The organism is Acinetobacter marinus (assembly GCF_900096915.1).
Lineage (GTDB): Bacteria > Pseudomonadota > Gammaproteobacteria > Pseudomonadales > Moraxellaceae > Acinetobacter > Acinetobacter marinus.
Genome location: NZ_FMYK01000001.1, coordinates 533,483 through 555,624, shown reverse-complemented (window position 1 = coordinate 555,624; position 22,142 = coordinate 533,483). Strand labels below are relative to the sequence as shown.

The following is a 22,142-nucleotide window of genomic DNA, read 5'->3' as shown; positions in this document are numbered from 1 at the left end:
GCTTGCAATAAATCTTCTGTTGTTGTGTTATTGCAGGACGATCATTGTAAATAAGCCCAAATGATGGCGATCGCTTTGCAAAAACGCAAAAATATCGATGGCACATCAAGTACAGTATGATGATTTAAATCCATGCTATTGTAGGGGAAAAGCCAATTTAAATCCTAGTATTTTAGGTGGTTTTTTGTTTAAAACCAAAAATAATACGAAATACCCCTGCTCACGGTCTAAATATTGCAATGAGCACTAAAGTATGCGACGGATTTGTAAGGTCGGTTTTGTACAGAAATGAAAGAATTTAAACAATGATATTGCTTTTCTTTTGGTTTAAATATTGAATAAACGATTAGGGTCTGTTGACATTTCACAGATGCTTGCGACTACGGATGTTTTTTAAGCGATACTAGGCAGGAATGAGGAAATTTAGTCATTCTAAATGACTCGTTCCTAACGACGTAGCGTCAAAAAACATCCTTGTCCTGAAAGGTTATTGCTAAAACTGCCATAAACTTCGTTATGAAATTTGGCAAGGGAGTGACCATTCCCTTCATTTCATTCCTCGTTTCTGTTGTTTTAGCTTATAACGCAATGCATGGCTGAAATGTCAACAGACCCTAAGTAAAAAGCCGATTGAATATGGATGTGAATACGTGAAAATCCCGCAATTTTCAGCAAAACCATGGTTGATTCTCAAGCGTCGTGCGCTAACAGTGGGCGAGATTGCTTTGGCTCGCAGTATTTTTGCTGAACACCTCGACTATGCCAAAGTTGAAATCGTGTCGCATCGTCTGGTGCTTTCCCACTATGCCATCAGTCCGAATGGGCATATCTATTTTAGTCCAAAAGATTGGCGTGCAGATTTTTCCAAGGAAAGTCTAGCGATTCAATCATGGCTGATCCATGAGCTGACCCATGTTTGGCAAGTTCAGCAGGGCATTTCGGTGGTGAAAAAAGCCTTATTCGATCGGCGCTATCGCTATGTGTTGCAGCTTGGCAAATCATTTTTGAATTATGGTATAGAGCAACAGGCGCAGATGGTACAAGATTATTTTCTGAAATCACATCGTGGTGAGCAGTGTGAGGATTTAAGGCAATGTATTCCATTTTTTAGTGCGGTGACTCAGAATTCTTAGGTGGTATTGCACGCGCTTGCTGAGAAAGCCGATAAATAATTAGTTCGGCGATAATTAAATTCACCGTCCAGCCCAACCACGACTCCAGTTGATAGATATGAATCGGCGTGAGCCAATCCCAAAAGGGTTGTAGTTGATACAGTGCCAATTTCCACGTGCGCAGACTCAGTGCAGATAAGGCAAGGGCAAAACTGCGAATCATCCAATTTCGATGCTTAAGCCATTGTTTTTGTATGGCAAAATACAGCGCACACAGTGTAGACATTCCCCACAGTCCACTCAATAGCACAAAACAAAGTTGTGTGCTGAATCCGCCGTTCGCATCAAGTGCCAAAATAAAACCACTTGGCAATGCCAAACCCAGTGTGACCACGATGTAAAGCCAGCCACAACGACGATGAAGCCGAGGCGCTTTGCGGCGAATGGTTTTAGAAAATTGAGTAAATCCTGCCAACAGCACCAGACTGCTAAATAGCACATGCACCTGAAAAGCAAAACGCCAAGGCTGGCTGTGCACCACATCTTGTTTCAGGACTAAGAAATTGGTTTCATTCGTCCACGGAAAATAGTTGATACAAATTTGCACCATTAAGATGAAAAAGTAGATAAAAACCAAGCTGATCATGGTTTTGCTGAACAGCTTAAAGGATTTCAACATAAAAGACACACTGCGAGAATGATGAAGTGCATGTAAAATTGCTGTATAAATATACTAAAGAGAAGATTGATCAAAATGCAAGTAAAAAGGAAATCACCATGAATAAAACATACTCTACAAATAAGCAGCGGATTTTAAGCGTATTGTCACTTTTCGTGCTGTCCGCCAGCACCACGGTAATGGCGAAAGTCCCACAAATTGCAGATTCTTGGACGGGGCGATATAGCGATCAAAAGATTTCATTATTTTTTAAGCAAAAGGGCGAAACAGTCACGGGCTATAGTTTGCTGAGTGGCAAACGCACCAATTTTAAAGGAAAAATCGTTCCGCAACAGTCGAATTATCGGCTGACTTTGACAGAGCAAGGACAAGGCGCAAGTGTCGGTAAATTTGTGCTGGATTATAAAAATAATGGATCTGACATGGATGGACAGTGGATTTCCAGTCAAGCCAAGGTCAAACCACGTTTTTTTCGCTTAAACGCACAACAATGTGGTTATAGTGATGAGATTGGTTATTTCCCGATTGCTTCAAAGAAACCATTAACCGATGAATATTTGCAAGTGCCATTAGGACAATTGCAACATATGCGTAATGAAATCTATGCTCGACATGGTTATGCCTTTCAAAGTAAAGAGTGGGCAAGAACTTTTGCAGGATACGAAGCCTACATGCCGTGCTATACCAATGTCGATAATAAGCTGAGTAAGGTCGAAAAGGAAAATATCCGACGCATCAAACTGGTCGAACCCTATGCCGAAGATGTGGATTGGGGGCGTTAAGTAGCATTTTGGATAAGCTGATTCATCTTTAGCACCAAATTTAATTTACATCTCGATTTACTCTTGATTTTGTTTTAATCGGTGTTTATCAGCTTTTTCGGACTAAATTGATGTACTTGACGTGCAAAATAGGTGGCAATCACTTGATCATCAGCATCACGGCGCAATTGGATTTTAAAACCATGCGTCGTGGTTCCTCGAGTTCGGCTTTTGCTTCGAACTAGAGTCTCGCTAATGTGGAATGTATCCGCACCATATTGAAAATGTCGGTCGGATAAAACGTGCAAAGGCGCTGTCTGTTTAAATTGATATAACACCTTGAGGCGTTGATAAAATTCATCATAAAGATAAATCGTATCGTGATCACAAAAAAGAAAAGCATATTGTCCAGGATAGGGTTCGTTGTGCTGTATGCCAAGAATTTGTAAATCTTTTTGCCGAATTGATTTCTTCCCAAAAAACTGATAATCGGCAACGTCTGGCAGTGCATTGGCATTGAAATAAAAATGATCACCGTCTGTGGCGAGATTCACATCCTGACTTAAGCGATTTTCTCCAACAAAGATTTGTGTTTTGCTTGGGTTTAACTGCTCCAACTTTTTATTTTGATAATAAACGTGCTTTTGATCGTAAATGTATTGATCGCTATGATGAAAAGTGCTGACAGACTGTGGCGATAAGTCATTTAATTTGAAAGTCTTATAATAAACATGCTGTTTGTCTTTGGCATAATAAAATCCCAGCACATTAAAAACAGGATGCAAAATTGATTGAAAACTTTTGGCATCTGCCTGATCAAGTAAATGATTTTGAAAATAAACGTGCTTTAAGTCTTTGCTATAGTCATTGCCGAGGTAGGTTGTTTCTGCTGGATTGAGCTGTTGTAGGATATGATCTTGCCAATAGACAAGTTTTTCTGTCTTGCCGACATTGCTATATAGCTCGGGTGCACGCTGGGGTATATCATCTAGCACCAAACCTGTAAATTGTTCTGCTTTGACGTGGGGTAATGGCAACTTACCTTCGCCTTGTTTGAGGATATATACTTGATTATCTACGGCTTTGAAATTTGTACCTGAATAAGCCTGCTCCTGACCTTGCACAGTTGCGCTTGGATGAGCAAGTTCACGCCATAAAACTACAATGAATATCAACACACTTAGTGCAATGAAGCCAATCATCAGTCCGATCGTATAGCGCTTGGCACGACGTTGTGTTGCACCCAAAAGCGTTGGATTGGCAATTAGTTGTGTGATTTTTATCTGATTCTGTTGCGTATTCTCTGGGTGTGCTTTGTCGTAGTGTGCATTGTTTTTAAGCGCATTGTCTTTAAATTCGCTATTTTTAAACGAGTTATCTTGACCTGTAGCGCCTTGGTACTGCACATTTTTTTGCATCATCGATCGGGTGTGCTTTTCTATCGCTTTCCAAAATGTCATCCAATTTGAGTTCTCGCCAAGTGCCAGTGGGGTACGACGAAAAGATGGTGCTAACCAAGATTGAAAATAATAGTTTAGGTTTTTTGCCACAGGGTTCTTTGGCATCTCAAGGGATGTGGCAGATGGTGCTATGGTCATGAGCTGAAAGCAAATGGCTTGACCCTGATGCTGTTTTAATTGTAAGGCAGCCAGCGCTTGCCATGTAAAAGAATCATCTGAGCTGGCAGATGAAATCGAAATACCCGTTGCATAAAGGGTAAAATTCAGAGTTCTGCGAAAAAAATAACAATATATTTGATTGAAAAAAAACAGAATCGCCAATAAAACCACGAATAGCACAATAATATTCAGCAGTTGTGCAAAGCGAGGAATGATTTGATAGAGATAATAGAGGCTAAGATCGTATAAAAAATAACTGATAGCGAGCCAAGATGTGATGATTCCCAATGAAAAAAAGAGTAGCAGAGCGGGGTGCCTTGGGTACGTCGGCATGGTGATTTTACTGATGGCTGAAGTATTATTTTTCATGTTCATCGATAATCGACATTGATGATTTTAGATATTGATGGTTTTAGATATAGCATAAAAAAGAACGCACATTGGCGTTCTTTTTTAGGACTAAACACTAAACAGTGAATCAATTAACCTTTGATATCACGCTGTGCAGGACCAGTGTATAACTGACGTGGACGACCGATCTTGTAAGGTGCAGAGTGCATTTCTAACCAATGGCTGATCCAACCTACTGTACGTGCAAGTGCAAAAATCACAGTGAACATTTCTGTTGGGATACCGATTGCTTTTAGGATAATACCTGAATAGAAATCGACGTTTGGATAAAGTTTGCGCTCGACGAAGTACGGATCGCTGAGTGCAATACGCTCAAGTTCCATTGCCAATTCAAGCTGTGGATCATTGATACCAAGGGCTTCAAGTACTTCGTCACAGGTTTGCTTCATCACTTTAGCACGTGGGTCGAAGTTTTTATAAACACGGTGACCGAAGCCCATCAATTTGACTTCTTTACGTTTCACTTTTTCCATGAATTCAGCAACATTGTCTTTCGTGCCGATTTCATCAAGCATACGAAGAACTGCTTCGTTTGCACCACCGTGCGCAGGCCCCCAAAGTGCAGCAATACCTGAAGCGATACACGCATATGGATTTGCGCCAGTAGAACCAGCTAGACGAACCGTTGAAGTTGATGCATTTTGCTCATGGTCTGCATGCAATGTGAAGATGCGATCCATCGCTTTGGCAAGCACAGGATTCACTTTGTAATCACGGTCAGCAGGCGTGGAGAACATCATATATAAGAAGTTTTCAGCGTAGTTTAAATCGTTGTTTGGATAAACGAACGGTTGACCGATGGTGTATTTGTAGCTCCAAGCCGCCAAAGTTGGGATCTTGGCAATCAAACGCACCGCAGTGATTTCACGGTGGTCAATGTTTTCAATGTCTAAGCTGTTGTGATAGAACGCAGACAATGCGCCAACTAAACCAACCATAATCGCCATCGGATGTGCATCACGACGGAAACCATTGAAGAAACGGCTGACTTGATCGTGCACCATGGTGTGGTTGCGAATTTTTTTGTCAAATGCTGCTTTTTGTTCTGCGTTTGGCAATTCGCCATTCAAAAGGAGATAGCAAGTATCTAAGTAATCAGCTTGAGTCGCCAATTGGTCGATCGGGTAGCCACGGTGTAGGAGAATACCTTGGTCGCCATCGATATATGTAATTTTAGATTCGCAGGCTGAAGTCGCCATGAAACCAGGATCAAAAGTGAAGTGACCTTCTTTTAAAATACCGCTTACATCAATGACATCGGGACCTAAAGTACCGCTATAAATTGGAAGTTCAATTTTTTTGCCATCAAGTTCTAATATGGCTTTTTTGCCAGTAGTGTCAGACATTCAAAAGCTCTCCTGTCCTGGTGAAATAAAAGTTCTGATCCAAATTTGTGTTGTTATACAAAGTCAATCAGACTGTTGCAAAAACAGTATTAGCTTAGTGAGTGTAAGTATTTTGTCAATTCTCATTCCTTGGAAAAAATGCAGAATCGTGCGCAAAAAACATCATTTCGTATAAAAAAAATACAAAAACAAGGATTATTGAACAAACAAGTCACTTTGCTTGATTAACTCGTACATTTGCAGTAGGCAAGCTTACTGCAAAATGCCAAGAATTGATTCAAACAATTGTAAGGAGATTTATCCTGATCAAAAGTCGCTGATCAATCGAAAAGCATAGAACAAACAAGTTTATACCTAAAAAATGACACATTTAAATATTCAACTTTTGTCGTAAAGGCAACCCATGAAAAACGTAAAAATGGACTTAACAATTGGAAAATAATGCAAATTTTAAAATGAAAATAATTCTCAATTCGGTAATTTTAAACAAGTTTTTATTTTGTTCATTTGTATTTTTGCGTACTGCGTTCTATAATTCCCTGTCGTTTAGATGTGGCAAGCTTTGCCTTTAAAATGCCAGCTTTCCTTTGGAATTACTTCAACTAACTCCATTTTTATCGTTCTTAAATCTGGGGTGATTACTTACAGGATGCCCGCTGTGAAAAGCAACAGACCTGTCAATTTGTCCATGGGTCAAGTTTTAGCTGTAAACTTAAAATCCCCTGTGGCTATTGCATCAATTTTACACCGTCTATCAGGTGTCATCGTATTTTTACTGGTACCAGTTCTACTTTGGATCTTGGATAAATCACTTTCATCCCCAGAAGGATTTGACTACGTGAAGAATGTTGTGTTCGGCAACATCTTCGTGCGTTTGATTGTGTGGGTGTTCGTTGCAGGTTTGATTTATCACTTCATCGCAGGGATCAAGCATTTGCTTGCCGATCTTGGCGTAGCTGAAGAGTTGAACAGTGGTCGTTTAGCAGCGACTATCGCTTTAATTTTGTCTGTGATTGGAATTCTCGCAGCATTTGTATGGATCGTGATCTAATATGAAAAGTGCTACAGGTTTAACAGGCTCAGGCTCTCGAGATTGGTTTATCCAACGTGTGAGTGCTGTGGTTTTGGCAATCTATACGGTTGTGATGTTTGGCTGGATTCTTTGCAATAGCGGTTTTAGCTATGAGCAATGGTCTGGCTTTATGATGACTTTACCGATGAAGATTTTATCTTTGTTGGCGATTTTGTCATTGGTTGCGCATGCATGGATTGGAATGTGGCAGGTTTTTACTGACTACGTGACCACTCGTCAAATGGGACCATCTGCATCAGGTTTACGCCTTGTATTAACGTCTGCAGTGATTATTGCAGTATTTGTATATGCAATCTGGGGTATCCAGATTTTCTGGGCGAATTGATAGGAAGAGATCATGGGCGCATTTACCCCTAAAGAAGATTATTCAAATATTCAAACCCTCACTTTCGATGCAGTCATCGTTGGTGGTGGTGGTTCAGGTATGCGTGCATCGTATCAGCTTGCACAAGCTGGTTTAAAAGTTGCCGTATTGACCAAAGTTTTCCCGACACGTTCACACACAGTTGCTGCGCAAGGTGGTATCGGTGCGTCACTTGGTAATATGCAAGAAGACAATTGGCACTATCACTTTTATGACACTGTCAAAGGTGGCGACTGGTTAAGTGACCAAGATGCATGTGAATTCATGTGTCGTGAGGCACCAAAAGTTGTTTATGAACTTGAACATCTTGGTATGCCGTTTGACCGTAACGAAGATGGCACGATTTATCAACGTCCATTCGGTGGTCACTCTGCCAACTATGGTGAAAAAGCGGTGCCACGTGCCTGTGCTGCTGCCGACCGTACAGGTCATGCACTATTGCATACGCTATATCAAAGCAATGTGAAAATGGGTACAGAATTCTTCGTTGAATGGATCGCATTAGATCTGATCCGTAACGAAGCTGGTGATGTACTTGGTGTCACTGCGTACGATCAAGAAACAGGTAATATTGCGGTATTCCAAGCCAAAGCAACTTTGTTTGCAACGGGTGGTGCAGGTCGTGTGTATCGTGCGTCTACCAATGCCTACATCAATACCGGTGACGGTCTAGGTATGGCTGCTCGTGCGGGTATTCCATTACAAGATATGGAATTCTGGCAGTTCCACCCAACGGGTGTGGCTGGTGCAGGTGTACTGTTGACTGAAGGTTGTCGTGGTGAAGGTGGTGTACTTCGTAATGACTCTGGTGAGCCATTCATGGAGCGTTATGCCCCAACACTCAAAGACTTGGCGCCACGTGACTTCGTATCACGTTCAATGGACCAAGAGATCAAAGAAGGTCGTGGCTGTGGTCCAAATAAAGACTACATCTTGCTTGATTTGACCCACTTGGGTGCAGATACCATCATGAAGCGTCTACCATCTGTATTTGAGATTGGTAAAAAATTCGCCAACGTGGACTGTACCAAAGAGCCAATTCCAGTTGTACCCACTATTCACTATCAAATGGGTGGCATTCCGACCAATAAACATGGTCAGGTGGTTGTGCCTTATGGTGTGGAAGAGGGTGAATTTTCTGCACACTATAATAAAGAAACCAAAGAATATACTTACCAAGGGACACGTGATTATGTAAAACCTGTCAAAGGTTTTTATGCGATCGGTGAGTGTTCTTGTGTATCAGTACATGGTGCAAACCGTTTGGGTACCAACTCTTTGCTTGACCTTGTGGTATTTGGTAAAGCTGCGGGCGAAACCATCATTGATTATGTGACCAAGCATCACGGTGATGAGTATGTGCCATTGCCAAACAATGTCTTGGAAAATACTTTGGCACGTGTGCGTAAACTTGATGATTCAAGTGAAGGTGAAAATGCCCAAGAAGTGGCTGATGCGATTCGTAACATCGTACAAGATCACGCTGGTGTATTCCGTACTCAAGCCTTGCTTGATGAAGGTGTTCGTCAGATTCTTGCGATCGAGCCACGTGTACGCAACATCCACTTAAAAGACAAATCAAAAGTGTTTAATACAGCACGTATCGAAGCCTTGGAAGTGGAAAACCTATACGAAGTAGCGAAAGCAACTTTGATCTCTGCGGCTGCACGTAAAGAATGTCGTGGTGCGCATACGGTTGTTGACTATGAGCTACCACCAGATCACGCAGACTACCCATATGGTCGCCGTGATGACGATTGGATGAAGCATACTTTGTGGTATTCATCTGATAACCATTTAGAGTACAAGCCAGTGCGCTATCAGCCATTGTCTGTTGAAGCCATTCCACCTAAGCCACGTACATTCTAATCGGGAGAATTAAGATGAGTAGAGGTACTCGTACATTTCATATCTACCGCTACGATCCTGATAAGGATAAAGCACCGTATATGCAGACCTTCAAGCTCGAATTGCTAGATAGTCACCGCATGCTGCTCGATGCTTTATTGGCATTGAAAGTACAAGATGAAACTTTGACTTTCCGTCGCTCTTGCCGTGAAGGGATTTGTGGTTCGGATGGTGTTAACATCAATGGTAAAAACGGTTTGGCATGCTTGCAAAACCTCAATGACTTGCCAAATGAAATCACTATTCGTCCTTTGCCTGGTTTGCCAGTGGTCAAAGATCTTGTTGTGGATATGAATCAGTTCTACGATCAGTACAACAAAATTCAGCCATTCCTGATCAATGATCAACCTGCGCCACCAAAAGAACGCCTACAATCTCAAGCAGAGCGTGAGCATCTTGATGGTTTGTATGAATGTATTCTTTGTGCATGTTGTTCAACATCTTGCCCATCATTCTGGTGGAACCCTGACAAATTCTTAGGACCGTCTGCATTGTTAAATGCATATCGCTTTATCATTGACTCTCGTGATACTGCGACCCAAGATCGTTTGTCACGTTTGGACGATCCGTTCAGTTTGTTCCGCTGTAAAGGCATCATGAACTGCGTATCAGTATGTCCAAAAGGCTTGAACCCAACCAAAGCCATCGGTCACATCCGTAGCATGTTGCTTGATCAAGCGGGTTAAAGAATCCTTCGTTTTAACGAAAAGAACGCATCTTCGGATGCGTTTTTTTATATGCTGAGAATTTCTGGAGTGAAACATCAATAGGCTTCGATCAAAAATGCCAATTAAAATGGTTTGAATTAATTGTATCTAACTGATATATATAATTAAAATAATTTATTCAACAATTATGGCAAAGAAAAAATCAAACATTTTGCACATTTGTGTATATATTTGCACGCTATGAAAGAGCTTTTTCGTCATCCGTATTTATTTCTGGCTATGTCACAATATCGACTCGCAATTTAAGTATGACAGGAACATTCATGAGTATTCGTATCACAGGGACAGGTGTCTATACGCCCAAGGATCAAATCAGTAATCGTGAATTAGTCGACAGCCTGAATACTTATGTTGAGCGCTACAATCAACAATTTTCAACTGAAATTGAACAAGGTCTGAAAAAAGAACTGTTGCCGTCAACTGCCGAATTTATTGAAAAAGCATCAGGCATTCAATCTCGCTATGTGGTGGAAAAGTCGGGTATTTTAGATATCGATCGTCTCATGCCCGTGCTGACTGAACGTGAGAATGATGAGATCTCTATCCAAGCCGAAATGGGCGTTGCTGCTGCCAAGCAAGCCATGCAAAATGCCAATATTTCTGCTGATCAGATTGATGTGGTGATCTTTGCCAGTCTCAGCATTCAACGTGCTTATCCAGCCATCGCCATCGAGATTCAAGATGCGCTGGGGATTCAAGGTTATGCATTTGATATGAATGTCGCCTGTGCGTCTGCAACATTTGCCTTAAAACATGCGGTGGATGCGCTGAAAAGTGGCTCAAAAGCCGTGCTGATGGTGAATGTCGAAGTGATGACAGGGCAGGTGGATTTTAGTTCACGTGACAGCCATTTTATTTTTGGTGATGCGGCTGCGGCGACCATTATCGAAAATAATGCTGAAAAAAGCGGTTTTGAAGTGATTGATTGTTATTTAGAAACGATTTATTCCAATAACATTCGTAATAACTTTGGCTTTTTAAATCCTAGTGAAAATGCTGTGCGTGATGATCGTGTCTTTAGACAAGATGGGCGTAAAGTCTTTAAGGATGTGGTGCCGATGGTTGCTGATCGTATCGCCAAGCAATTGGAGCGCAATGCTATTCAAGCTGATCAAGTGAAACGCTTTTGGATGCATCAAGCCAATATCAATATGAATAGTCTGATTTTAAAGATGATTGCAGGGAAGACCGTTGATCCAGAGCGGATGCCAATGGTTCTTGATCAATATGCCAATACCTCATCGGCGGGTGTGATCATTGCAATGAATGAAAGTGCTGAACAAGTCGCAGCGGGCGAGTATGCCGTGATGAGCTCATTTGGCGCAGGCTATGCGATGGGATCAATTATTTTAAGGAAAGTGTAATGCGCAAAACATTACACGATTGATTTAATACTGTTTGCTTCAAGAAAAAAACGGTTAGCTGGCAATATAATTTTGCAATTGCTCAATCAATGTTTGCTGATCTTGAATAATGCCTTTGACCAAGTCGCCGATTGATACCAAACCGATGAGCGCTTCATTTTCTACTACAGGTAAATGACGCAGGTGTCGTTCGGTCATTAAATTCAAGCATTCTTGCACAGTATTACGTCGTTCAACTGTCAGTACTTTGCTGGTCATAATGTCCGCCACACTGGTTTCGTGTGAGTTGCGATCCATCAATGCGACTTTACGCGCATAATCCCGTTCAGAGAAAATTCCGACAACACGTTCACCATCGGTGACGATCAGCGCACCAATGCCTTTATCAGCCATCAGCCCAATCGCTTCGAGCACGGTCGCTTCAGGGGTAATGGTATATGTAATTTGTTCGTTTTTACCTTGTAAGATGTGTTCTACGGTAAGCATAACGTGCATTCCCTCATAATGGCTAAGCTAAGTCTTAGCTATAGCGCATAAATTCAGGCTTGAAAAGTAAATTTTACGGTCAATTTATTTCGGAAAGTAACAAACACATATGGAATGGTCTTTTAATGAACACAATGGTTTTAGACAAACAAAAAAAGTGAGCACAATGGCTCACTTCTTCTTGATACAAATTTTCATAGATACAAAGAATAAGATATTTCCGTCTTATCCTTTGTTCAGGCTTAGTGGTGGTGACCACCTTCACCGTGTACGTGACCGTGATCAAGTTCTTCTTGAGTCGCTGCACGTACTTCTACGATTTCTACGTCAAAAGTTAAGTCTTGACCAGCAAGTGGGTGGTTGCCATCGATGATCACAACCTCATCTTCAACAGATTTCACCACGACAAACTGTACGCCACCGTCTTGTGTTTGTGCTTGGAATTGCATACCAGGCTCAATGTTTTCAACACCTTGGAACATTTCACGTGGTACTTCTTGTACCATCTCTGCTACATATTCACCGTAACCTTCTGCTGCAGGTACGTTCACAACGAGTTTTTCCCCAGCACTTTTCCCAGTTAGTGCATTTTCAAGACCTGGGATGATATTGCCAGCGCCATGAAGATAAGCAAGAGGATGGGCAGCGTCTGATTGATCAAGAACTTGACCTTCACCATTGGTTAGTGTGTAGCTGAATTTTACTACGTGGTCATTTGCAATTGCTGTCATTGTCGGTCTATCCGCTTGTTAAGTTGTAAAGCTCAATATTTTAAAGCCTCATCGAAAAAAAGGCGAAGAAAATTACATAAAAAAGCATGATTTGTGCAAGAAAGTGTAAAAAAGCACCAAAATCGTTTGATGCTTTTAACAAATCATTTCGTGACCTTCGACTTAGTGTAATTTCACTAAAGGCGCTGTGCCTTTGCCAAAGAAATCCCGTGCTGTGAGTAAACCAGCTTTGGTGTAGCCATACAGTGCGGCTTGATGGACACGATACAATGAGTGATACATGGTTTTGGCAAGCATGCCTTCGACATGAATGTTACCAAGCAATTCGCCAACGGCGGTATTTTGTGTGAGCGATACCAATGAGCCTTTGTCACTAAATTGGAACATCGGTAATTGACGACCACGGACTTTGGCAATGATTGCATCAACGAGAAACGCTGCTTGTTGACTAGCGACTTGGGCACGTGGCGCAAGGACGGGTTTGTTGGCAAGCGGTTGACAATGTGCACAATCACCAAATGCAAAAATACTTGAATCATCAATGCTTTGTAAAGTTGCATAGACTTTAATACGCCCGATACGATCCAGACTCACGCCAAAGTTTTGGGTGACAGTTGGCGCTTTAATCCCCGCTGCCCAGACTTTCAGATTAGCATCGAACAGCACACCATCTTGACAATAGACATGCTCGGCATCGATCTTTTCAACACGATGTTTGGTGAGTACTTGGATGCCGTATTTTTGCAATTGTTTCAGTGCGCCATCTGCCACTTTTTCTGAGAGTGCAGGGAGGATACGATCAGCCGCTTCAATCACGTTGATTTTGACTTTATTCGGGTCAATTCCATCCAAACCATAACGATGAAAATCTTGCGCCGCCTGATGTAGTTCTGCTGCCAGTTCTACACCCGTTGCACCAGCGCCGATGATGGTAATATTGAGTGGTTTCTCACGTGGCATTGCATGTGCTTGCAAATATAAATTGAGCAAATCCCGTTGGAAGGCATCTGCTTGTGCACGATTATCCAGAAAATGGCAATATTCTTTGGCACCCGTCGTGCCAAAATCATTCGAGGTCGAGCCAATCGCAATGACCAACGTGTCATAGCTAATGCGACGTTCATCTGCTAGTTTCATTTCGCCTTGAGTCAGTGGTGCAAGTACAATTTCCTTGCGGTCACGATCTACAGATTGCAAATAACCAAGCTGGAATTTGTAGTGATTTTTTTTGGCATGGGCAAAATAATTCACTTCTTCATTGGATGCATTTAAAGTGCCAGCAGCCACCTCATGTAATAGTGGTTTCCAGATGTGGGTGAGATTGGCATCGACAAGGGTGATTTGAATATGTTTCTTGCGAGCAATGCGTTGTCCGAGTTGTGTTGCAAGCTCTAAACCGCCTGCGCCACCGCCAACAATGACGATACGATGTTTTTCAGCCATGGTGAGATTTCCAAAGAAAAGTAATTCCGAGAGATTTAGTCAATTTTAAATTTTCTCGATCATGGCATGAAATGAGGTGTTTGTCATTTACTGATTGGTCAGTATTTCTTCGGTTTCAGGTCAACTTTTCCAAGTTAAGCCATTAAAAAATCATCAGAATTTATCAATTTGCTGGTCTAGTGCCTGAAAATAAAACATCAAAATGGATAGGTGGTGGCTTTGGGTACATCGACCTGCCATGCAGTAAATAAGCCTTCGAACCACACCAGAAATTTTTGCCACCATGTCGCTTCTTGTAGCTCAACCTCTTCGGTGACAGGAATTTCATGAATGGTTTGCCCAAATTGCTTCACTTCAATATTTGCCAATGCCACAGCTTGGTGTGAAATTGGTGCATTGAGATGGGATTGTAATAACTGCACTTGATAGTTGAATTGGGTGGGCTTGCTTAATGGTTCTAAAGTACGTTGTCCCGTGGGATCTGTTCCGAGATGGGTCAGTTGCAGTTGATCAATCAGCGCTTGGTCGATATGAAAACGTGATGATGCATTGTCGAAATTCCGCATATCCAATTGAATCGCTGGTTGTTCAAGCAGACTTAAAGTATGTGCATTGCTGGCAGGCATTTTTACTTGATATGTGGTCACTCGACCATTCTTGACAGGAATGTCGGCAATGATCCGATCAATATCCAAATTGGCTTTGGAGATGATTTTGGTATTTAAAGTACGAGTCTGGGTATAGCTGAACGCTGCATTGAGCAGCTTATAGGCTTCATCGGCACGTGCTTGTTTAGATGGTGTGCCCATCACGACCACCACCAATCGACGATCTAATCCCGTATTGATGTCTGTGCGATGCGCTGTCAACGCCAGATTGTAGCCAGCAGCATGGGTATAGCCAGTTTTCAAACCATCGACACTTGGATCGATCTTTAATAGCGTATTGGTGGCGTGATGGTGAATGTCTTTGTAGCGAAATTCAGGTTGTTTAGAATAGCTTAAATATTCAGGCGTATCGGTGACGATCGCTGTGGAGAGCAATGCCATATCATGCGCAGAAGAAAAATGATCTTGCATAGTAATGCCCGACGGATTACTAAAATGCGTGTGCTTCATACCAAGCTGCTGTGCAGTTTGATTCATCAGCGTAATAAACTGTGGCACATCGCCAGCGACTAAACTGGCTAAGGTCAGTGCCGCATCATTGGCTGACATAATCACCAAACCAGCAAGTAGCTCTTGTACAGTGAGCTGTTGACTTGGTTGAATCTTCATTTGAGATTCATCCCACTGCACTGAAGTCACGATTTCAGGTACGGTCACTTGCTGTTGAAGCTGGATTTTTCCATCTTCAATCGCTTTGAGCGTCAAATAGCCCACCATCATTTTGGTCAGTGACGCTGGTGCTCGAGGAGTGTCGGCATTATGCTGTGCAATGATTTGATCAGACTGTGGATCATAGATCATCCACGCCTGTGCTTGTACCGATTCAGGATGAATACTGAGAATATCGGCCCAGCTGAGCTGAGAAAATACTGACAAACAGGCGAGCGTTGTACCTTGTAATAGTTTTGCAAAATATTGATTTTTGCGAGTGATGCGCTGTGTGCTTTGTTTTTTTGGAAATAACAATGAAATGTGCCTAGTTTGTATATGATGAGAAGTTGATTGGGTGTCTAAAGCCGTTGTCGCCACGAGTATTCCAAAGAATTTAAGCACAAAAATAATGCGCCCAATGCTAGACCTTTTTTTAATACAGCGCTAGCAAATGTTCGTGAATGGCTATCAATTGCAATGCGATAGTTGTTTATTTCTGCAACTTGTCTGTGCAGCACAACAAGGCGTTCAATCTGCGACACGCTTGCGTAAATAATGTACCTCGTCAATCAAGTCCAGCATCAACGCCACCGCCGTCAAACTGGCATCAAAATCACGTTGCAAACGATAGGCTCGTCGTGCTCGAAGCAAGTCTTCGCCAAGATAACGATGCTGTCGTGGGCTGGTATTGACCGATTGTAGAATGTCGTGTTCAAACAGTGCCAAAACCCAACCGTCGTTTTGACCGCAAGCCTGCACAAACTGATGAAAGCTCAAGGCTTGCTCTTGTTCGATAATTTCACTGTCACAGGCTTCTGTGATTTGGATATTGCGTATGCGGATATTCGCCATGTTTCACCTCAGAAAATGTTATTTATTTTTCAAATTAAATTACTTTAAGCTCTCGGCTGGAAGTCTTTAAAGGCTTCGGCAAAGGCTTGATAAGCCTGACGCTGTGCATCGGTATTGGCTTCTGGAACCACGATATTTAAAATCAAATACAGATGACCTGCACCTTGCGTATAGGGAATACCTTTATCTTTTAAACGGAGCTTTTGTCCATTTCGAGCATCTTTGGGAATACCGATTTGAATCCGTCCAGCAGGAGTATTCACTTCAACTTTTTCACCGAGCACAGCTTCCCACGGCGCAATATCTACCGTGCTATACACATCCGCACCTTCAACATATTGGCGCTGGTCTTCTTGGTAAGTGATCTCGATATAGAGGTCGCCATTTTTTCCACCATTGACGCCAGCTTGCCCTTGACCAGAGAGGCGGATTTGTTGACCTTCTTTCATGCCTTTTGGAATTTTGACATTTAAGGTTTTGCGCTGAATTTCAGGTTGACCTTGTGCATTAAAGCCTTGAATCTGCAAGCTGATTTGTTGTGTTGAACCAGTATAAGCAACCTCTAAAGGTACTTCGATCTTGGCATGCTGATCTTCACCTTGAAAATTTGTTTGCTGACGACGACCGCCACCAAAGCCTGCACCAAAGCGACCAAAAATATCTTCGAAGCCTGAAAATTGCTCCGCGCCACCGCCAAAACTATCATTGCCATTAAAATCATAATAATAGGACTGACCGTCCGCACCACGAAAGCCATTCGCTCCTGCGAAGTCTGAATAAGCGTTTTGACCAAAGCCGTTTTGACCTGCACCACCAAAGCCTTGTGGGTTGTCGAGCATAAAGTCATATTCAGCTCGTTTTTCAGCATTACTCAACGTGTCGTAAGCGACATTAATCGCTTGCATTTTTGCTTCGGCATCGGCTTCTTTACTAACATCAGGATGGTATTTACGAGCGAGTTTGCGATAGCTTTTTTTGATCTCATCCGCAGTCGCAGAGCGCTCTACACCGAGGGCTTGATAGTAGTTTTCTGTCATCTATAGGGTTCTCTTAAATTATTATCTGTTGCTGCAATATATGGGGATGCTTGCTTATTTTTAAAGCAAAATTTGCAGAGAAAAAGAATTTCTACATGCAAACACGCAAGCCAGTGTTAAACTGACCGCTTACACAGAAGGATAGGGCAAAAATGATCCACTACCAACTTGAGTTTGATGATTTTTCACAACATTTAATCCATGTCACTATTCGCTTCCTTGCCAATCCACAGCAACAGCTTTGGCTACCGACGTGGATTCCAGGTAGTTATTTAGTCCGTGAATTTTCCAAACATATCGAGTCGGTCAATGCTTATGATGAAGATGGTCGTCTGCTCAAAATTTCAAAAACGCATAAAAATAAATGGCAACTGTTCAACACCGATCATGAGTTGATCACGGTGGAATACAAAGTCTACGCCTATGATTTGTCGGTGCGTGGCAGTTATGTCGATCAAACACGGCTCTATGTCAATCCAACGACGGTATGCTTAGGATTGACTGATCAAGAGCATGCACCGCATGAACTCGAATTATTTGTTCCTGAATCATTGCAACACTTTACCTACGCAGGGGCATTGCCGTCTAAGTCGCTGGTCAAAGGGCGTTATACCTTAAAAGCCAAAGATTATGCGCAATTGATTGATAGTCCGTTTGAGCTTGCGATTCAAGACCGTTTTGCATTTGAAGCGGGTGGGATTCATCACGATTTTGTCATTTCAGGAAAACATTCTGCCAATCTTGAACGCTTAAAAAATGATGTGGCGAAAATCTGTCAAACTGAAATAGATATGTTCGGTTCTGCGCCATTTCAGCATTACACCTTTCTCACTATGGCGACAGGTAACTTATACGGTGGTTTGGAGCATTGCGAAAGTACCAGTCTAATTTGCCCACGGGATGATTTGCCGAAAGCTGATGAAGCGGAACAACCAAGCAAAGATTATCAGCGTTATTTGGGTTTATGTAGCCATGAATATTTTCACTCATGGTTGGTGAAATTTATCCGTCCTGACAACTATATCAATCCTGATCTGCATCAAGAAGGCTACACCTCGCTATTATGGGTATTTGAAGGATTTACTTCTTATTATGATGACTTGATTTTGCTGCGTAGCGGTGTGATTTCGCAAGTGGATTATCTGAAATTACTCACTGAGCAAATCAACCGTTATCTACAAAATCCAGGTCGCAAAATTCAATCGGTGAGTGAGTCGAGCTTTGATGCGTGGATTAAGTTTTATCGTCAGGATGAAAATACAAATAATGCAGGCACAAGCTACTACAACAAAGGCGCATTGGTGGCACTGTGCTTAGATTTGGGTCTGCGCAGTCATGGATCTAGTCTGGATGAGTTAATGCGTGCTTTGTACGCCAAAACTCAACAAGATCGCAACTTAGCGAGTAATCAAGTCAATGAGCGAACCATTTTTGAATTGTGTAAAACGCTGACAGGGCAAGACTGGTCAGATCGTTTGGGTTTTTTAATTAATAGTACCGAGGAATTACCTCTACAAGAAGTGTTGGCGCAGTTTGGTGTCGATCTACAAACAATAGATGAGAATAGCAAAGACAGTAAAACTTTACCGTTTGGTGCAAAAGTGCAAGAAAAACCTGAAGGATTATTACTGCAACAAGTTTTGCGTGATTCGAGCTGTGCCAAAGCAGGCTTGTCTGCGCAGGATGTGGTGATTGCGATTGATGACATCAAAGCTACAGCAAAAGTGTGGTCGGCAAAAGCTAAATCAGGTGAAGTAATGCAATGCCATGCTTTCCGTCGTGATGAGTTGATGACGTTTGAGCTGATTGCGCAGGATTATCCATTGGCGCAAGTGGAGTTAAAAATCAACGATCAAAACAAAGCGGATGCGTGGTTGTTGAATCATTCTTGATCTGAATTATAGGAATAGCCCATGACTGAAGTGTATACCGCCGAAGATGGCTTGCCACGTTGTAAATGGTGCAGCCAAGTGCCTGAATTTTTGGCATATCATGATGAGGAATGGGGCTTTCCTGTGGCAGATGATCGCAGGCTATTTGAGAAAGTCTGTTTGGAGAGTTTTCAGTCTGGACTCAGTTGGCGTACCATTTTGCTGAAACGTGAAAACTTCCGTCAGGCGTTTTGCAATTTTGATTATCAGCAAGTGGCGAAATTTACCGAACAGGATGTGGAAAGATTACTTCAAAATGCAGGCATCATTCGGCATCGAGGTAAAATCGAAGCGACGATCAATAATGCCAAGCAGGTGCAAGCGATCATTGATGAATTTGGCTCATTGGCAAGTTATTTTTGGCAATACGAAGTCAAACTTGACCGTGCAATATCACCACAAAGTCAAAGTATCAGTAATGAATCCATTGCGTTGTCCAAAGATTTGAAAAAACGTGGTTGGAAGTTTGTTGGTGCAACCACTATGTATGCGCTGATGCAGGCGATGGGCTTGGTTAATGATCATGTTGAAGGATGTCACAGCCGTGCCAAAGTCGCAGAAGCTCGCCGTGCATTTGTAAAGCCATAAGATTGTAAAACGATAAGATCATCAAAACATGACTGACCAAATCGAAACACATCCGCTCGAACCCTTTCTACCAAGTAATGCTAAGCTACTGATGTTGGGTAGCTTTCCGCCACCGAAAATCCGTTGGAAAATGGATTTTTATTATCCAAATTTTCAAAATGATATGTGGCGAATTGTTGGTGCGGTGTTTTTTGATGACAAAGACTATTTCATTGATGTAGAAAATAAAGGATTCAAAGAGCAGTTGCTGAAAGATTTTTTGAATGGAAAGGGCATTGCGATTTTCGATACAGCCTATCAAGTGATCAGGCAGAAAAATAATGCTTCTGATAAGTTTCTACAGATCGTACAAGCAACGGATTTAGCAAAATTATTGCAACAGATTCCACAGTGTGGGCATATCCTGACGACAGGGGAGAAAGCCACATCGACCTTATTAACACAGTTTCCTGAGATGACAATCGCACCGACTATCGCTCAATCAAGTGTTGCAAGTATAGATGTTGAAAATGTACGGCGGGAATTGACGTTGTATCGATTACCCTCGACATCGAGGGCATATCCGTTGGCATTTGATCAAAAAGTTGCGCATTATCGCCAGTTTTTTCAGCAAGTTGGCATATTGTAAATTAAGTTGTAAATCAAGAACGAGTAGTGAAGGAAGCGCTTTACGCAGGCTCTTCACAATATAAATCATGGAACGTTTGCATCAATACCAAGACTTTTGGATCAGCGATTTGATAAAAAATCTGCTTACCATCACGACGAGTGCTGACCATTTCTGATTTACGCAATACAGTCAGTTGTTGCGAAAGCGTAGGTTGGTGAATCTCTGTTAATTTTTCAATGGTTTGTACATTGACTTCGCCATCCAAAAGGTGGCGTAAAATTTTTAAACGATCAGGATTGGATAACACTTTGAGTTGATTGGTTACCACTTCAATATCTTGGTCTGTAATGTCAAAATCTATATCAGCCATCAAAGTTTCAAATTCCTTAGTTGATTGGGTGAAAATACATGCGTTATTTTCATGAAAGCACGAGCATTTTTGAGGATATGGGGCGATACTTTAAATCGTTACGAATAAACCGCTACTTGAATAAATCACTAGTGTGAATCGTTACGAAGGTTTTCATGACAATTGATTCATTACCGTTTGATTCATTACCGTTTGATTTATTAGCAATTACACATAACGAAGTGACGAGGCAATAGTATCGATCCGCATAATATGCTTACATTAATATTAAATCGTGAAATTGCGGGGAAATAAGCTGGTATATGGTTTTGCTTGGTGTGCTTCTTGTAAATAAATTGTTGCAATTGGTGGATTTAGTTACAACATGCATCTTTTTTATACAGGTTTTCATCCGCCAGTAGGTTTTAGTTTTTTTTATGCAGATCAAGAGTTGAGATGAACGATTTAGTGCAGATTAAATTCAACTTTATCAGATCATCATGAATGTGTTACAACTTATACAGGTGTCTACTGCACACAATGCACAACAATGAAATAGGGAATAAATAAATGGTTAATGACACAACAATCCAAACCACTTCGCCAACATCAGCAAAACAACCGATTATTCTGATTCCTGGGACGTGGTGCACATCCAGTATTTGGGGAGACTTTGTTCCTGCGCTTGAAGCATTAGGGTTGCAAGTGCTTACACCAAACTTACGTTATCATGGTCTGCCATATGATGAGGTGGCAAAAAAAGTTGGTAATGTTAGTCTGACAGAGTTTGTCGACGATCTCAGTGAATTGCTTCTCTCGTTAGATACACCGCCGATTATTTTGGGACACTCCTTAGGTGGTTTGTTGGCGCAGTTGCTTGCTGCACGACATCCTGACAAACATAAAGGCGTCATTCTGCTTGGTACAGCACCGATGGCAGGCATTTTTGCCATGTATTCAGACACTTTGGCGGTATTTTATAAGCATTATATGAAATGGGGATTTTGGAACAAAACCTTATATGCGGATAAAGAAAAATTTCGCAAATATGTCATGAATAATCAAACCCAAGATGATGTGGATGAGACCTTTGCACAGCTTGTGCCTGAATCTGGGCGTGTGTATTTTGAAATGGGTTTTTGGTATATGGACAGCAAAAAAGCCGCCAAAGTTGATACCGATAAGATTCAAAGTCCTGTATTGGTGATTACAGGAACAGATGACAAGATCGTCAATGCCAATATTTCTAAAGAAACTGCAAAGCGTTATAAAAACTCGACACTGTGTGTTTTTGAAGGTTCTGATCATATGTATGCGATGGGCGAGTTTATGCCGATCACGATCAATACTATTCGATCATGGTTAGATGAAAATCAGTTAATTTAAGTTTTGTTTTACTCAAGCATAAAAA

At 41.7% G+C, this 22,142-nt stretch carries 21 protein-coding genes; 11 read left to right on the top strand and 10 right to left on the bottom strand.

Going from position 1 to position 22,142, the window contains the following annotated elements; translation table 11 throughout:
• Positions 1-650 precede the first annotated feature (650 nt).
• Complete coding sequence (locus BLQ60_RS02480) at positions 651-1,133, top strand: type IV secretion protein Rhs (RefSeq protein ID WP_244515936.1); 483 nt, start codon at positions 651-653, stop codon at positions 1,131-1,133.
• Here the strand turns inward: BLQ60_RS02480 and BLQ60_RS02475 are convergent.
• The gene (locus tag BLQ60_RS02475) at positions 1,108-1,791 is read right to left on the bottom strand and encodes a DUF2306 domain-containing protein (protein WP_092615459.1); all 684 of its coding nucleotides are present in this window, start codon (positions 1,789-1,791) and stop codon (positions 1,108-1,110) included. The genes BLQ60_RS02480 and BLQ60_RS02475 overlap by 26 nt on opposite strands.
• Positions 1,792-1,889: 98 nt before the next feature.
• Here BLQ60_RS02475 and BLQ60_RS02470 point away from each other — a divergent pair, with 98 nt between their 5' ends.
• The gene (locus BLQ60_RS02470; protein ID WP_092615456.1) at positions 1,890-2,573 is read left to right on the top strand and encodes a YARHG domain-containing protein; all 684 of its coding nucleotides are present in this window, start codon (positions 1,890-1,892) and stop codon (positions 2,571-2,573) included.
• Positions 2,574-2,647: 74 nt separating this feature from the next.
• Here the strand turns inward: BLQ60_RS02470 and BLQ60_RS02465 are convergent, their stop codons facing one another.
• Complete coding sequence (locus BLQ60_RS02465) at positions 2,648-4,540, bottom strand: DKNYY domain-containing protein (RefSeq protein ID WP_171259027.1); 1,893 nt, start codon at positions 4,538-4,540, stop codon at positions 2,648-2,650.
• A 113-nt stretch (positions 4,541-4,653) separates the two neighbouring features.
• Positions 4,654-5,928, bottom strand: coding sequence for a citrate synthase (gene gltA / locus BLQ60_RS02460; RefSeq protein WP_092615450.1), 1,275 nt, complete (start codon positions 5,926-5,928; stop codon positions 4,654-4,656).
• Between the two features lie 649 nt (positions 5,929-6,577).
• Here gltA and sdhC point away from each other — a divergent pair.
• The 5 genes from sdhC (at position 6,578) to BLQ60_RS02435 (ending at position 11,385) form a co-directional block, all read left to right on the top strand.
• Positions 6,578-6,979: a succinate dehydrogenase, cytochrome b556 subunit gene (gene sdhC, locus BLQ60_RS02455; protein ID WP_143005168.1), complete on the top strand. Its 402-nt coding sequence runs from the start codon at positions 6,578-6,580 to the stop codon at positions 6,977-6,979.
• Position 6,980: 1 nt separating this feature from the next.
• The gene (sdhD, locus tag BLQ60_RS02450; RefSeq protein ID WP_092615447.1) at positions 6,981-7,346 is read left to right on the top strand and encodes a succinate dehydrogenase, hydrophobic membrane anchor protein; all 366 of its coding nucleotides are present in this window, start codon (positions 6,981-6,983) and stop codon (positions 7,344-7,346) included.
• 12 nt (positions 7,347-7,358) lie between these two features.
• Complete coding sequence (locus tag BLQ60_RS02445; protein WP_092615444.1) at positions 7,359-9,254, top strand: FAD-dependent oxidoreductase; 1,896 nt, start codon at positions 7,359-7,361, stop codon at positions 9,252-9,254.
• Between the two features lie 14 nt (positions 9,255-9,268).
• Entirely contained in the window at positions 9,269-9,979 is a 711-nt protein-coding gene (locus BLQ60_RS02440) for a succinate dehydrogenase iron-sulfur subunit (RefSeq protein WP_092615441.1), read from the top strand.
• 305 nt (positions 9,980-10,284) lie between these two features.
• Positions 10,285-11,385, top strand: a complete 1,101-nt coding sequence (locus BLQ60_RS02435) for a beta-ketoacyl-ACP synthase III (protein WP_092615438.1) — start codon at positions 10,285-10,287, stop codon at positions 11,383-11,385.
• 54 nt (positions 11,386-11,439) lie between these two features.
• Here the strand turns inward: BLQ60_RS02435 and BLQ60_RS02430 are convergent, their stop codons facing one another.
• The 6 genes from BLQ60_RS02430 to BLQ60_RS02405 all read right to left on the bottom strand — a co-directional run bounded on the left by BLQ60_RS02430 (position 11,440) and on the right by BLQ60_RS02405 (position 17,253).
• Positions 11,440-11,871: a CBS domain-containing protein gene (locus tag BLQ60_RS02430; RefSeq protein WP_092615435.1), complete on the bottom strand. Its 432-nt coding sequence runs from the start codon at positions 11,869-11,871 to the stop codon at positions 11,440-11,442.
• 242 nt (positions 11,872-12,113) lie between these two features.
• Complete coding sequence (locus BLQ60_RS02425; RefSeq protein WP_092615432.1) at positions 12,114-12,602, bottom strand: FKBP-type peptidyl-prolyl cis-trans isomerase; 489 nt, start codon at positions 12,600-12,602, stop codon at positions 12,114-12,116.
• Between the two features lie 162 nt (positions 12,603-12,764).
• Complete coding sequence (locus BLQ60_RS02420) at positions 12,765-14,045, bottom strand: NAD(P)/FAD-dependent oxidoreductase (protein WP_092615429.1); 1,281 nt, start codon at positions 14,043-14,045, stop codon at positions 12,765-12,767.
• A gap of 197 nt (positions 14,046-14,242) precedes the next feature.
• Positions 14,243-15,679, bottom strand: coding sequence for a D-alanyl-D-alanine carboxypeptidase family protein (locus tag BLQ60_RS02415; RefSeq protein ID WP_143005165.1), 1,437 nt, complete (start codon positions 15,677-15,679; stop codon positions 14,243-14,245).
• Positions 15,680-15,892: 213 nt separating this feature from the next.
• On the bottom strand, positions 15,893-16,216 hold the full coding sequence (locus BLQ60_RS02410; protein WP_092615426.1) for a chaperone modulator CbpM: 324 nt from the start codon (positions 16,214-16,216) through the stop codon (positions 15,893-15,895).
• Between the two features lie 44 nt (positions 16,217-16,260).
• Positions 16,261-17,253, bottom strand: coding sequence for a DnaJ C-terminal domain-containing protein (locus BLQ60_RS02405; protein WP_092615423.1), 993 nt, complete (start codon positions 17,251-17,253; stop codon positions 16,261-16,263).
• 152 nt (positions 17,254-17,405) lie between these two features.
• On the opposite strand from BLQ60_RS02405, the gene BLQ60_RS02400 reads away from it, so the two are divergent.
• From BLQ60_RS02400 to BLQ60_RS02390, 3 genes are read left to right on the top strand one after another with little or no spacing between them, the layout of a single operon-like run.
• Entirely contained in the window at positions 17,406-19,145 is a 1,740-nt protein-coding gene (locus tag BLQ60_RS02400) for a M61 family metallopeptidase (RefSeq protein ID WP_092615420.1), read from the top strand.
• A gap of 21 nt (positions 19,146-19,166) precedes the next feature.
• On the top strand, positions 19,167-19,772 hold the full coding sequence (locus tag BLQ60_RS02395) for a DNA-3-methyladenine glycosylase I (protein ID WP_092615417.1): 606 nt from the start codon (positions 19,167-19,169) through the stop codon (positions 19,770-19,772).
• A 28-nt stretch (positions 19,773-19,800) separates the two neighbouring features.
• Positions 19,801-20,400: a uracil-DNA glycosylase family protein gene (locus BLQ60_RS02390; protein WP_092615414.1), complete on the top strand. Its 600-nt coding sequence runs from the start codon at positions 19,801-19,803 to the stop codon at positions 20,398-20,400.
• Between the two features lie 40 nt (positions 20,401-20,440).
• Here BLQ60_RS02390 and BLQ60_RS02385 read toward each other — a convergent pair whose 3' ends face one another.
• Entirely contained in the window at positions 20,441-20,752 is a 312-nt protein-coding gene (locus BLQ60_RS02385; protein ID WP_092615411.1) for an ArsR/SmtB family transcription factor, read from the bottom strand.
• Between the two features lie 549 nt (positions 20,753-21,301).
• On the opposite strand from BLQ60_RS02385, the gene BLQ60_RS02380 reads away from it, so the two are divergent.
• Complete coding sequence (locus tag BLQ60_RS02380) at positions 21,302-22,117, top strand: alpha/beta fold hydrolase (protein ID WP_092615408.1); 816 nt, start codon at positions 21,302-21,304, stop codon at positions 22,115-22,117.
• The last annotated feature ends 25 nt before the right edge of the window (positions 22,118-22,142 follow it).

Bases quoted from the DNA above. Each gene is read 5' to 3' on its own strand.
- BLQ60_RS02475 (WP_092615459.1), bottom strand. From the start codon at position 1,791: ATGTTGAAATCCTTTAAGCTGTTCAGCAAAACCATGATCAGCTTGGTT.
- BLQ60_RS02470 (WP_092615456.1), top strand. From the start codon at position 1,890: ATGAATAAAACATACTCTACAAATAAGCAGCGGATTTTAAGCGTATTG.
- BLQ60_RS02465 (WP_171259027.1), bottom strand. From the start codon at position 4,540: ATGAAAAATAATACTTCAGCCATCAGTAAAATCACCATGCCGACGTAC.
- gltA (WP_092615450.1), bottom strand. From the start codon at position 5,928: ATGTCTGACACTACTGGCAAAAAAGCCATATTAGAACTTGATGGCAAA.
- sdhC (WP_143005168.1), top strand. From the start codon at position 6,578: ATGCCCGCTGTGAAAAGCAACAGACCTGTCAATTTGTCCATGGGTCAA.
- sdhD (WP_092615447.1), top strand. From the start codon at position 6,981: ATGAAAAGTGCTACAGGTTTAACAGGCTCAGGCTCTCGAGATTGGTTT.
- BLQ60_RS02445 (WP_092615444.1), top strand. From the start codon at position 7,359: ATGGGCGCATTTACCCCTAAAGAAGATTATTCAAATATTCAAACCCTC.
- BLQ60_RS02440 (WP_092615441.1), top strand. From the start codon at position 9,269: ATGAGTAGAGGTACTCGTACATTTCATATCTACCGCTACGATCCTGAT.
- BLQ60_RS02435 (WP_092615438.1), top strand. From the start codon at position 10,285: ATGAGTATTCGTATCACAGGGACAGGTGTCTATACGCCCAAGGATCAA.
- BLQ60_RS02430 (WP_092615435.1), bottom strand. From the start codon at position 11,871: ATGCTTACCGTAGAACACATCTTACAAGGTAAAAACGAACAAATTACA.
- BLQ60_RS02425 (WP_092615432.1), bottom strand. From the start codon at position 12,602: ATGACAGCAATTGCAAATGACCACGTAGTAAAATTCAGCTACACACTA.
- BLQ60_RS02420 (WP_092615429.1), bottom strand. From the start codon at position 14,045: ATGGCTGAAAAACATCGTATCGTCATTGTTGGCGGTGGCGCAGGCGGT.
- BLQ60_RS02410 (WP_092615426.1), bottom strand. From the start codon at position 16,216: ATGGCGAATATCCGCATACGCAATATCCAAATCACAGAAGCCTGTGAC.
- BLQ60_RS02405 (WP_092615423.1), bottom strand. From the start codon at position 17,253: ATGACAGAAAACTACTATCAAGCCCTCGGTGTAGAGCGCTCTGCGACT.
- BLQ60_RS02400 (WP_092615420.1), top strand. From the start codon at position 17,406: ATGATCCACTACCAACTTGAGTTTGATGATTTTTCACAACATTTAATC.
- BLQ60_RS02395 (WP_092615417.1), top strand. From the start codon at position 19,167: ATGACTGAAGTGTATACCGCCGAAGATGGCTTGCCACGTTGTAAATGG.
- BLQ60_RS02390 (WP_092615414.1), top strand. From the start codon at position 19,801: ATGACTGACCAAATCGAAACACATCCGCTCGAACCCTTTCTACCAAGT.
- BLQ60_RS02385 (WP_092615411.1), bottom strand. From the start codon at position 20,752: ATGGCTGATATAGATTTTGACATTACAGACCAAGATATTGAAGTGGTA.
- BLQ60_RS02380 (WP_092615408.1), top strand. From the start codon at position 21,302: ATGGTTAATGACACAACAATCCAAACCACTTCGCCAACATCAGCAAAA.